General features: G+C 43.7%; 8 protein-coding genes. 3 read left to right on the forward strand and 5 right to left on the reverse strand.

Annotated elements, in window-relative coordinates:
• Positions 1-8 precede the first annotated feature (8 nt).
• Complete coding sequence (gene rpoC, locus J6836_RS19330) at positions 9-4,232, forward strand: DNA-directed RNA polymerase subunit beta' (protein WP_219245468.1); 4,224 nt, start codon at positions 9-11, stop codon at positions 4,230-4,232.
• A gap of 77 nt (positions 4,233-4,309) precedes the next feature.
• Here rpoC and J6836_RS19335 read toward each other — a convergent pair whose 3' ends face one another.
• The gene (locus J6836_RS19335; RefSeq protein WP_219245469.1) at positions 4,310-4,819 is read right to left on the reverse strand and encodes a pyridoxamine 5'-phosphate oxidase family protein; all 510 of its coding nucleotides are present in this window, start codon (positions 4,817-4,819) and stop codon (positions 4,310-4,312) included.
• Positions 4,820-5,326: 507 nt separating this feature from the next.
• Here J6836_RS19335 and J6836_RS19340 point away from each other — a divergent pair.
• Entirely contained in the window at positions 5,327-6,286 is a 960-nt protein-coding gene (locus J6836_RS19340) for a VWA domain-containing protein (protein WP_219245470.1), read from the forward strand.
• A 69-nt stretch (positions 6,287-6,355) separates the two neighbouring features.
• Here J6836_RS19340 and dcuC read toward each other — a convergent pair whose 3' ends face one another.
• Entirely contained in the window at positions 6,356-7,729 is a 1,374-nt protein-coding gene (gene dcuC, locus J6836_RS19345) for a C4-dicarboxylate transporter DcuC (protein ID WP_219245471.1), read from the reverse strand.
• Positions 7,726-8,979, reverse strand: a complete 1,254-nt coding sequence (gene pepT / locus J6836_RS19350) for a peptidase T (RefSeq protein ID WP_219245472.1) — start codon at positions 8,977-8,979, stop codon at positions 7,726-7,728. The genes dcuC and pepT overlap by 4 nt, the downstream gene beginning before the upstream one ends.
• A 788-nt stretch (positions 8,980-9,767) precedes the next feature.
• Between pepT and J6836_RS19355 the strand changes: the two genes are divergently transcribed.
• Positions 9,768-11,069, forward strand: coding sequence for a uracil/xanthine transporter (locus J6836_RS19355; protein ID WP_219245473.1), 1,302 nt, complete (start codon positions 9,768-9,770; stop codon positions 11,067-11,069).
• Between the two features lie 54 nt (positions 11,070-11,123).
• On the opposite strand, the gene thiH is transcribed toward J6836_RS19355, so the two are convergent.
• Both thiH and J6836_RS19365 read right to left on the reverse strand, forming a co-directional pair.
• Positions 11,124-12,245 carry a 2-iminoacetate synthase ThiH gene (gene thiH, locus J6836_RS19360; RefSeq protein WP_219245474.1) on the reverse strand — a complete coding sequence of 374 codons (1,122 nt, stop codon included), beginning with the start codon at positions 12,243-12,245 and terminating at the stop codon, positions 11,124-11,126.
• Positions 12,242-13,012 (reverse strand): thiazole synthase, encoded by a 771-nt coding sequence (locus J6836_RS19365; protein WP_219245475.1) that lies wholly within the window; start codon positions 13,010-13,012, stop codon positions 12,242-12,244. Before J6836_RS19365 ends, thiH begins: the two co-directional genes overlap by 4 nt.
• Positions 13,013-13,014: the final 2 nt, after the last annotated feature.

Raw genomic sequence — 13,014 nt, forward strand, 5'->3', positions numbered from 1 at the left:
AGCATTTTGTGAAAGACTTAATAAAGTTTCTGAAAGCGCAAACCAAGACCGAAGAGTTTGATGCTATCAAGATTGCTCTGGCATCACCTGATATGATCCGTTCATGGTCATTCGGTGAAGTGAAAAAGCCAGAAACCATTAACTACCGTACGTTCAAACCTGAGCGTGATGGTCTTTTCTGTGCGCGTATTTTCGGGCCAGTAAAAGACTACGAATGTCTGTGCGGTAAGTACAAACGTTTAAAACACCGCGGTGTGATTTGTGAGAAGTGTGGCGTTGAAGTTACACAGACCAAAGTCCGTCGTGAGCGCATGGGTCACATTGAACTTGCTTCTCCGACTGCACATATTTGGTTCTTAAAATCACTGCCATCCCGTATCGGTTTGCTGCTCGATATGCCACTGCGCGATATCGAACGCGTTCTGTACTTTGAATCATATGTGGTTGTTGAAGGCGGTATGACTAGCCTTGAGCGCGCACAGATTCTGACAGAAGAGCAATACTTAGATGCGCTGGAAGAATTCGGTGACGAATTTGATGCGAAAATGGGTGCGGAAGCTATCCAAGGCCTGCTGAAAAACCTCGATCTTGAGAACGAGTGTGAAACGCTGCGCGAAGAGTTAAACGAAACTAACTCTGAAACTAAGCGTAAAAAGCTGACCAAACGTATCAAACTGCTGGAAGCGTTTATTCAATCTGGTAACAAACCAGAGTGGATGATCTTAAACGTGCTGCCAGTATTACCACCGGATCTGCGTCCATTAGTTCCACTCGATGGTGGCCGTTTCGCTACGTCGGATCTGAACGATCTGTATCGTCGCGTGATCAACCGTAATAACCGTCTGAAACGCCTTCTGGATCTGGCTGCGCCAGACATCATCGTACGTAACGAAAAACGTATGTTGCAAGAAGCGGTTGATGCGTTGTTAGATAACGGTCGTCGTGGTCGTGCTATCACAGGTTCTAACAAACGTCCTCTGAAATCTTTGGCAGATATGATCAAAGGTAAACAAGGTCGTTTCCGTCAGAACTTACTTGGTAAGCGTGTTGACTACTCAGGTCGTTCTGTTATCACCGTAGGTCCATACCTGCGTCTGCATCAGTGCGGTCTGCCGAAGAAAATGGCTCTTGAGTTATTCAAACCATTTATCTATGGCAAATTAGAATTACGTGGTCTGGCAACAACCATCAAAGCTGCGAAGAAAATGGTTGAGCGCGAAGAAGCCGTTGTTTGGGATATCTTGGATGAAGTTATCCGCGAACACCCAGTCATGCTGAACCGTGCACCAACACTTCACCGTCTGGGTATTCAAGCGTTCGAACCAATTTTGATCGAAGGTAAAGCTATCCAATTGCACCCACTCGTTTGTGCGGCATACAACGCCGACTTCGATGGAGACCAAATGGCGGTACACGTTCCTTTGACTCTGGAAGCTCAGTTAGAAGCACGTGCGTTGATGATGTCAACTAACAACATCCTGTCACCTGCAAGTGGTGAGCCTATCATCGTTCCTTCACAGGACGTTGTATTGGGTCTCTACTACATGACGCGTGACTGCGTAAACGCGAAAGGCGAGGGCATGGTATTAGCCGGTCCTAAAGAAGCTGAGCGTGTTTACCGTTCAGGTCATGCTTCACTGCATGCCCGCGTTAAAGTCCGTATCACTGAAGAAGTAAAAGATTCGGAAGGTAACATCACTATCAACACGGGGTTAGTTGATACCACGGTTGGTCGTGCAATTTTATGGATGATCGTACCAAAAGGTCTGCCTTACGCGCTGGTTAACCAAGCGTTAGGTAAGAAAGCGATCTCTAAAATGCTGAACACCTGTTACCGTGTTCTGGGCCTGAAGCCTACGGTTATTTTTGCTGACCAAATCATGTATACCGGATTTGCCTATGCGGCACGTTCAGGTGCATCAGTTGGTATCGACGATATGGTTATTCCAGAGAAAAAAGCTGGGATCATCGCCGAAGCAGAAGCAGAAGTGGCAGAAATTCAGGAACAGTTCCAGTCTGGTCTGGTTACAGCAGGCGAACGTTACAACAAAGTTATCGATATCTGGGCAGCGGCAAACGAACGTGTTGCTAAAGCGATGATGGAAAACTTGTCAACTGAATCCGTTATCAACCGTGATGGCGTCGAAGAACAACAAGTTTCTTTCAACAGTATCTTTATGATGGCCGACTCCGGTGCTCGTGGTTCCGCCGCTCAGATTCGTCAGTTGGCGGGTATGCGTGGTCTGATGGCTAAGCCAGATGGCTCCATCATCGAAACACCAATCACGGCAAACTTCCGTGAAGGTCTGAACGTTCTCCAGTACTTTATTTCAACGCACGGTGCGCGTAAAGGTCTTGCCGATACCGCATTGAAAACAGCGAACTCCGGTTATCTGACTCGTCGTTTAGTCGACGTTGCACAGGACTTGGTTGTTACTGAAGACGACTGTGGAACTCACGAAGGTATCCTGATGACTCCGGTTATCGAGGGTGGCGACGTTAAAGAACCACTGCGTGAGCGTGTACTGGGTCGTGTGACTGCTGAAGATATCCTGATCCCAGGTACAGCGGACATTCTGGTTCCACGTAACACTCTGCTTCACGAAAAACTGTGTGACCTGTTAGAAGCTAACTCCGTCGACAGCGTGAAAGTGCGTTCAGTTGTAAGCTGTGAAACAGACTTCGGTGTGTGTGCTCACTGTTATGGTCGTGACCTTGCTCGTGGTCATATCATTAACAAAGGTGAAGCTATCGGTGTTATCGCGGCACAGTCAATCGGTGAGCCGGGTACACAGTTAACGATGCGTACGTTCCACATCGGTGGTGCGGCATCTCGTGCGGCAGCTGAATCTAGCATCCAAGTACGTAACACAGGTACGCTGAAACTGTTCAACGCGAAATACGTGACGAACTCAGAAGGCAAACTGGTTATTACTTCACGTAATACTGAACTGCGTCTGATTGACGAATTCGGTCGTACGAAAGAAAGCTACAAAGTTCCTTACGGTGCGCACCTGTCTAAAGGTGATGGCGCTGCGGTAACGGGTGGCGAAACTGTTGCGAACTGGGATCCACATACCATGCCAGTCGTCAGTGAAGTTTCTGGTTTCATCAGCTTCTCTGACATGCTTGATGGTCAAACAATGACGCGTCAGACTGATGAATTAACCGGTCTGTCTTCAATCGTTGTTCTGGATTCTGCGGAACGTACCAGTGGTGGTAAAGACCTGCGTCCTGCTCTGCGTGTTATTGACGCAAATGGTAACGATGTACTTATCCCTAACACAGACATGCCAACCCAGTACTTCTTACCGGGTAAAGCAATTGTTCAGTTAGACGATGGCGTTGCTATTAATGCGGGTGATACTTTAGCGCGTATTCCACAAGAATCTGTGGGTACGAAAGATATCACGGGTGGTCTGCCACGCGTAGCTGACTTGTTCGAAGCACGTCGTCCGAAAGAGCCTGCAATCTTGGCTGAAATCAGCGGTATTATCTCGTTTGGTAAAGAAACCAAAGGGAAACGTCGTCTGGTTATCACCCCATTAGATGGTAGCGATCCGTACGAAGAGATGATCCCTAAATGGCGTCAGCTCAACGTGTTCGAAGGTGAGATCGTTGAACGCGGTGACGTTGTTTCTGATGGTCCAGAATCTCCACATGATATTCTGCGTCTGCGTGGTGTCCATGCTGTTACGCGTTATATCACGAACGAGGTTCAGGAAGTTTACCGCTTACAAGGCGTTAAGATAAACGATAAACACATCGAAGTTATCGTTCGTCAGATGCTGCGTAAAGTAACAATCGCGGATGCAGGAAGTTCTGAATTCCTCGAAGGTGAACAAGTCGAGTACTCACGTGTTAAAGTTTCTAACCGTAAACTGGAAGTTGAAGGTAAAATTCCAGCCAATTACGCACGCGACCTGTTGGGTATCACTAAAGCATCTCTGGCAACAGAGTCCTTTATCTCAGCAGCATCGTTCCAAGAAACAACACGCGTACTGACAGAAGCAGCGGTAGCAGGTAAACGTGATGAACTGCGTGGTCTGAAAGAAAACGTTATTGTTGGACGTCTGATCCCAGCTGGTACTGGTTTTGCGTATCACCAAGACCGTATCCGTCGCCGTCATCTGAACGACGTTGTGGAAGCTCCACAAGTTAGCGCAGATGAAGCAACAGCGAACTTAGCTGAACTGTTAAATGCAGGTTTCACGAGTGATAACCAGAACTAATTTCTGATATCCAAGTGTATCTTGATAGAAACCGGTGTCGTAAGGCGCCGGTTTTTTTATGAGTAATGGAAATAAGTTTATCTATTACTAAGTAATGATATCGGTACGGTGACTCTTCGATTTTCTTGTTTTTCCTCCCAGCTTTTCATATCGAACATCCATAAATTTTCAACAGTGATTTCATAAAAGCGCGAATGGCCATTACCACTTAACTCATCAAGTGGAATTCGAGCACTATTGGTTGAAACTTCATCAAAGGGAGATTGGGGGTAAAATTCATCCAATGCTTCCTCACATTCCATCGCGGATAGCTCACGTGCTTTCCCAGTAAATTGCATTCCATCAAGGCCAAACTGTAGCATTTCAGGCAATGAGTGATTAAATAATGATCCACTGACCTTTTCGTTTTGTTGGATATTTTTAGAATGCTTAGCTTGCCGAGATGAAAACCAAATAAAGCGTAGCGGGTTTAATTTAACGCAATGTTCGACGGTTGATGCCCAAGGTAATTGGTCATCACCTTGTGTGGCGAGTGTTAAAAAGCGGGTGTTTTGCAGTAATAACAAACTGCGCGTTTTTAAATTCATATTGAGTCCTTTTATGAAAAATGGAATTAAAATTATTTAATTTTGAAAGTGTAATAAGAAGAATATGAAGAAATTGAATATAAGGAAGTGATAGAGTTTACATAATGTCTAAGTTGCCATTTTATTGAGTTGTTATAAATTTCAAAAGGTTGATTGAATTTTTTCATTTTTATCTATGGGTAGTCACTGGTGAGATCAATTGTTTGTTTTTATGATGTTAGCCATTGGGTTAGGTTATTATTTTTGTTGGTTATTCTTGTTTTTTATTTAAGTAGCATAAAAAAGTTGAAGCAATATAAAGGTTAATCTCGTAATAATAAACTTGATGTTTTATTAGTGTTTGTTAAAAAAAATTATCCATTTAATTATAAAAACCACTTTTAATTTTTATGGGAAGAAGATGAATTAAAATAAGTGATAATAAATTACCTCGATAAAAACATGAGGTAATAATTTATGAAATCACTATTAGGTATATTTTTATTTAAAATTTAAAAGGAATATTAAATGGATAAAGATGTTGTAAACAACCAAATTGATAATGATATGACCAATCCTGTTATAAATTCGAACCTTCCTGTGAACTCACTTGGTGCGATAGCCACCTCTCAAATTGTGACGGGTAGTGGCTCTATTGCATTGGATTTAGTTGTTATTATTGATACCAGTGGATCAATGTCGGATGAATCTAGCGATTTGAGTCAGCAAATCGATGCTGCGATTGAAAAAGCATCAGCAGAATGCCCCTCACAGCTACGCGCTACGTTTTTAGGTATTCAAGGAACGTGGGATAAAACTAAGTTTGATCAATCAGTGAGTGATTATTTAACGGCCTTGGGTGTTAGCCAAGGCAGTTTACAAGCAAGGCAGCCTTTTAAAGAGGCTGATGGCATTGACCATGCCGGTAACAAAGAGGATTTGTGCCGTGCAGTCATTGATGTCAGTAACTATTTTGATTGGCGTGACAATGCACGCCGCGCGATTTTTGTGTTGGGAGATGAAGGTTTAGAGGGCGGGGGAGGGACGTTAACCAGTGCGGCAGTACTGAAAAATAATGAAGCGATTACCGTTGCACAAAATGCCCACGTCAAAGTGTATACCTACCAAGGGACACCGAATGATGACCCGTCAAATATTGACCGCTTCCCAACCTTGGGTGACCGTGACAAAGTCACAAAAGAATACGAGCGCCTAGCAGTACAAACGGGAGGACGTTCATACATTTATACCACTGGGATCGCGAATTTCACGTTAGTCTTACAGGAAATTTTATGCGATAGCTTAACGCCTCCAGGGCGTCCGGAAATAGAGAAATCTAGCTGTGCAACAGTTTGTGAGCAACTTCCTTTGATTATAGCGACGGTTAATACGTTAGCTGAGATTATCAATAAGACGATTGATGCTTGCTGCTCAAAAGAGCCCGATAAGCACCATGATGTGGTTAAACCTTGCCAATGTACCCATTGATGACTGATTTTTAGACAAAAAAAGAGGGATAATCTCCCTCTTTTCTATTTTTGCGTATAGCGTTACGGACTAATAGAAGATACCAATGATTGCACAATGCGCAACAAAACCGACCATTAGCGGTACCGCCGTTCGTTTCACTACATCGAAAGGCTGTAGCTTAGCACCACTGGATACGGCAATGATCACCCCTGCAACAGGAGACATACCACGACCCATATGGGAAGCTTGCTGCATTGGTAGGATCATTGAAATCGGGTTCACGCCCATGCTGTGTGCGATTTGTGGAATCAACTCCACAAACGCTAAGAATGGTGCATTACCTGAGCCCATGATAATTGCGGCTGCGAGTGTGACGAGGGCGAAAACGATCGCCATGGCAAACGGTGGTAAACCGACAGACTCTGCACCTAAAATCAGTTGGTCGATAGCACCACTGACTTTGATACCGTGAGCAAATACCCCAGCAGCAACAAGTAAACCAACAACGTTACTGAAAGCGTGTCCCATCCCATTAAGGAATGTTTGGAAACCATTACATACCAATTTAAAATTACGTATTCTTAGAGTTTCAATCACCATACAAATTGCCATTGCAATTAATACAATGGTCACCACATCTAAGTGAATACCTGCAAAGAATAGATTGGATGTACCAACTGCCATCACGATTGGTAGCATAGGAAGAAATGCATAGTATCCCGGGACGGATTTTTTACTTTCTTCTTTTTCGTGAGACTGAACGGCTTTCCCGATCTCAGGCACAAAACCTTGTTTGCGGTCACAATGTCGCTGCCAGAAAATATGGGTAATACCAACGACAAGCACGGTGGCTAATGCCGCAGGGCCTTGGTAGTAAAGCACATATTCAACGACAGACATGTCGACAGCTTTCGCACCTCGGATAGCATCAATAGCCGTTGGCGTATAGGCAACGCCGAGCGAAGTGGCGATCACCCCAGCCGCAGAGGCTGGTGATAAACCTAAGCCAATCATGATAGGGAACATGGTGCCCATTAACAACACGGCAAGGCCTGTTGCAGATGGGATAGCGAGTTGCAGGATACTTGCTAGTAAGAAAGAGAAAAACAACAGCACATATGGCGAGCGCATATTTTTCAGTGGCTTAGTGGCAACACGAACCACGGCTTCATTGGCACCGATATGGTCCATATATTGTGCAAAGCCCATCAGCGCCATGATCATCAAACCAAGGTCTGCTGCACGACTACTGAAAAGGTCTCGCATCACTTCAAATGGGTCAAGCCAAGTTATCCCTGTGGTTGCAACGTTTTTAGGCAGGATTGGACCCCAACCCAATGCCATGGTGAAGATCATCAGCGCTAAACCCGCGATTAATAACACGGGTTCTGCTTTGTAGCCCTTCAAAATAAACCGTGCAACCAAAACAACGATAATCAGAACCGTTAGAATTGGGATCATGCTTTTGCTCCTGGTTTGAAGCGTTCAGCGGTGATCTGGACCACTTGCTTCAGAACATTACTTGCTGCGTACAGAGATTTCACAGGGAGGTATTCATAGATTGAATGGAAGTTATGCGCGCCCGTGAAAATATTTGGGCAAGGTAAGCCATTTTGCGACAATGCCGCGCCATCATAGCCACCGCGCATTGGGATAACTTTCGGTGTAATGCCACAGGCTTGGTAAGCATCGACAGCAATATCAATCGGATAGCTATTTTCACCTTGCAGGCTGTTATACACATTAGAATAGCGATCCGCTAGCTTACAAACGACGCTTTCTTTACCCCACAAGTCTTCACAATTTTCAGCCAGTTTTTTCAAGAAAGCCATACGTACACGGTAGCCTTCTTCCGTGAAATCACGAACGTCCATTTTTAACACGGTACGCGCGCTATTTCCTGACATTTGTTTAACCCAGTAATAGCCTTCACGGCCTTCAGTATATTCAGGTGCTTCACCACCCGGTAGCATGGCAATAAATTTTTGCGCCATCAGTAATGAGTTGATTAATTTACCTTTTGCCGACATTGGGTGAGCTGATTTACCAGTAAAGATAATCTCTGCATCCCCTGCATTCCAGTTTTCATACACTAATTCACCAATACCACAGCAGTCGAGGGTATAAGCAAAATCTGCACCAAACTCTTTGACATCAAATACTTTGGCACCGCGCAGACCCTGTTCTTCATCTGGTACAAAACCGACTTTGATAGTGCCATGTTTGATGTCTGGGTTTTGTTTGAAGTATTGCAACATATCCATAATAGATGCGATAGCCGCTTTATCATCTGCACCTAATAAGCTGGTTCCATCAGTGACAATGATGTCATCTCCGATATAATTCACCAGTTCAGGGAACTCACTTTTGCGTAGATAAATATTGAGTTCTTTGTTCATGCACAAGTCTTCACCAGTATAAGGTAAGATTTGTGCTTTAGTATCATTGGTTTGCTCTGCACTTGTGTCTAGGTGACCAAAAAACGCGACAGTTGGGACGTCGTAATCAAGGTTAGACGGCAAAGTCGCTGTCACAATGGCGGTATCACGCAGTTTGATATCTTCAGCGCCGAGTGCCTCTAACTCTTGTACAAGTTGTTTGGCTAATACACGTTGCCCTTCGGAGGATGGCATGATCCCCGCAGCGCCTTTTTCCCGATCAGTGGTGGTATTCACTTTGGTGTAAGAAATAAAACGGTCAACAATATTCATTATTCTCATGCTCCAACATTATTATGAATGTTTTATACTTTAGTTATCGCTGTGTTTGTAATCTCATTTCACAGTATTATTCTTTTATCATAACTAAAGAGAGCTTGAATATCCGACCTGTTGAATTTTTTTAAGAAATGCTAGGGGGAATATAAAATCAATAATTAAAACTGGCTTTATTCGTATAATGAATTAAAATGTGCAACTTTATACCTTACCTATTTAATAATGTTAATTTATTGATATTAAAGAGTAATAAATCCCTCCTGTATGTTTTTTTTATTTAACATCTGATGTTATCTTTCCTTATCTTAAATCTATTTGTCAATAATCTAGGCTAGATAAACTAAATTAATTTTAATCATTACTACTGAATTTTTATTTTAATTTTCTAAAAGTTAAATCGCTCTTTAGTGAGTTATTTATGAATGAATAAGGTGATATTTTAGTATTTAAAACCAATTTTGAGTGGTAGTACTTAATTATCGGTGGAGTTGGCGTTATAGTCATCAATGGTTAAGTATATCCACTTGAAGTGTAGCAGTGTTCAAAAATGAGGAATTCCATTTATTATTAATATCTATTTATGAATAGATAAAATAGATTAACGAATAGGGTTAGACCACAAAATCAAATATACCGTGTTTTTAAATCTTATTTTAATGGAACCTATGGTGTTTTTTTGACATGATGCAATTGGTGCCTAGCGAGTTTACTTAATGAAATAAAAAGAAAACTAAAGTGAGGGGCCATACTCCATATTTAATAAAGTAAGGCAAGGGATCAGTATGGCTTCAATTAACATTAAAAAAAATAATATTATTTCTGGCTTTCAGTGGTTCTTTTTTATCTTCTGCAATACGGTCGTTATTCCTCCAACGTTACAGTCGGCTTTTCATTTATCGGACCAAACCACTTTTACCATTACCCAGTATTCATTTCTATTAACTGCGCTAGCCTGCTTGTTGCAAGCTTTTTTGGGCCATAAACGATCAGTGATGGAAGGGCCAACAGGGCTATGGTGGGCGACGATTTTAACCGTGACATTATCAGAATCGATGCAAGGAACTGCCCTTAGCACCATTGGTTGGAGTCTTGCTATAGGTATTTTTCTCTCGGGAATTATCACCATTTTAATTGGTTTAAGCGGGCTTGGCGGGTGGTTAGCCAGTTTATTTAAACCGGGTGTGTTAGTGGTGTTTATGTTTTTACTTGGCGCTCAACTGGTGACGATTTTCTTGAAAGGGATGTTAGGCCTTCCATTTGGTGTTGGTGGGGCGGAAGTGGTGGTAAATTACCCTGTTTTCTTTCTTGCCCTTGCCGTGCTTACGTTAGTGATTGGGATTATTATTTATTTACCTGCGAGTATCAGTAAGTACGCGCTACTGATTGGTACAATCATCGGTTGGGTAGTGTATAGCATATTGTTTGGCAGTAGCACATTACCAGTGTCGTCTTCTTCGTGGATGCTTTTTCCACTCGGTAAATCGGATGAAATTAGCGTGAGTATTATTTTAACCGCTATCTTTGCAGGTATTCTGAATACCTCAAATACTTTTGGGGCGATGCGAGGAACCGATGTCTTCTACCCAAATACGCAGCCGACTAAGTCACTGTACCGACGCAGTTTTGTGATGTCAGGCATTGTGACGGTACTTGCTGCCCCGCTGGGAATTGTGCCTTTCTCGCCTTTTGTCTCTTCTATTGGCTTGATTACCCAAACAAAAGACAGCTCTCGCATTTCATTTGTCATTGGCAGTGTGATTTTTCTTTGTGTCGGGGGAATTGCCGTACTCACGCAATTTTTCCGTTCATTACCCCTCGCAATTGGTAGCGCGGTGATGTTAGCCACGTATTTGCCGCTGTTGTTTTCATCATTTTCATTTCTAACGGATATGAAATTAAATGCACGTAATATTTACCGGTTAGCACTGCCGATTTTTGTCGGAATATTTTTAATGTCAGCACCATCAGCGGTATTAGATTCGTTACCCACAATGTTCAGTTCGCTATTAGGTAATGGGCTTTTAATGGGGATTATTTTTGCATTAATTCTGGAAAACACCATTAAGTGGGACAAAATTGCTTAAATAATAAAAAGCGTATTAAGCTCTTGTGCAGCTAATACGCTTTTTAGCAGAAGTTTAACGACCTAAATAGCCATCCCAATCTTTCCAAACGGGTTGTAACCCCGCTTGTACGAGGGCATTTGCCACTTGTGCCGCACTGCGGTTATCGTTTGGTGAAAACTGTTCTAGCTCTTCTTTGGTATCCGCATAACCCCCCGGTTGGGTCTTTGAGCCTGCGCTGACATTATTAATCGCGAGTGGCACCACATGGTCGCGAAAATATGGGGACTCACGAGTCGACAGTGAAAGCTCAACATTCGGGGCAAGTAACCGAAAAGCACAAATGAGTTGAACCAATTCCGCTTCATTCATCAATGATGCAGGTTCGACGCCACCCGCACAAGGGCGCAAACGTGGAAACGAAATGGAATAGCGGCTTTGCCAATAATATTGCTGCAAATACAGCAAATGCTCGGCCACCATGTAGCAATCGGTGCGCCAACTATTAGATAAACCAATTAATGCGCCAAGGCCGATTTTATCTACACCAGCTTCACCAAGGCGTTCAGGGGTGGCTAAACGCCAGTGAAAATCTTGCTTTTTGCCCTTTAGGTGATGCAGCTGGTAGGTTGGCTCGTGGTACGTTTCTTGGTAAACCATCACACCATCTAACCCTAATGTTTTCAATTCTTTATACTCGGCAGTACTTAATGGCTGCACTTCCATCATCAACGAACTGAAATAAGGGCGAATGATAGGCAAAGTATGGCGGAAATAATCCATTCCCACTTTGCTTTGGTGCTCCCCTGTGACCAACAATAAGCTATCAAACCCAATTTTACGGATTGTTTCACACTCATTGACTATCTCTGCGTCATTGAGTGTTTTACGTTTGATTTTGTTGCTCATTGAAAAACCACAATAAGTACAATCGTTTGCGCAGAGATTCGACAAATAAAGTGGGACATAAAACCCAACCGCGTGGCCAAAACGTTGGCGTGTAAGCCGTTGTGCTTTTTGCGCCATCGCTTCAACGTAAGGCCGTCCCGCAGGGGAGAGCAGTGCCATAAAATCATCGAGGGAGAGGATATCACTGCCTAAAGCGTGTTCTACATCGTGGGCGGTTTTGCTATTAATTCGCAGCGTAGTATCGTCCCAATCCAGTGCATTTAAGCGCTCTTGGAAACGGGGGATCATGATAGTGCCCCCAAAAAGCTGGTGAGCGGGCTGGATGCTTGAGCCTGCTGTTTCGGTGCCGCTAAGCCACTTTGATAAGCCAATTCGGCAGCTTCGACAGCCAGTTTAAAGGCTTTTGCCATTAAAACAGGTTGCTTGGCAACGGCAATCGCCGTATTCACCAGTACGGCGTCCGCCCCCATCTCGATAGCTTCTGCGGCGTGGCTTGGCGCGCCAATCCCAGCATCTACTACAACAGGCACGGTGGCTTGTTCGATAATAATTCGCAGCATCTCTTTGGTGGCTAAACCTTTATTGGTACCGATAGGGGCACCTAATGGCATGACCGCTGCGCAGCCAACTTCTTCAAGACGGCGGCATAGCACAGGGTCAGCACTGCAATAAGGTAATACTACAAACCCCTCTTTGACCAGTTGCTCCGCTGCTAACAATGTTTCGATAGGGTCGGGTAATAGATAGCGCATGTCAGGGTGAATTTCGAGTTTGACCCAATGGGTGCCAAGAGCTTCTCGTGCCAGTCGCGCAGCAAAAACAGCTTCTTGGGCATTTTTTGCACCAGATGTATTGGGTAAAAGCTTTACGCCAAGCTCTTGAAGCGGCTGCAAAATACCATCATCTTGCCCGCGCAGGTTAATCCGCTTCATCGCCATGGTAACTAATTGGCTGCCCGAAGCTTGAATAGACTCTTGCATTAACGTGGCATTGGCAAACTTCCCTGTACCCGTAAATAGGCGTGATTGAAAGGTTACATCAGCGATTTTTAACATGG

The sequence above is a fragment of the Providencia sp. R33 genome, from assembly GCF_019343475.1.
Lineage (GTDB): Bacteria > Pseudomonadota > Gammaproteobacteria > Enterobacterales > Enterobacteriaceae > Providencia.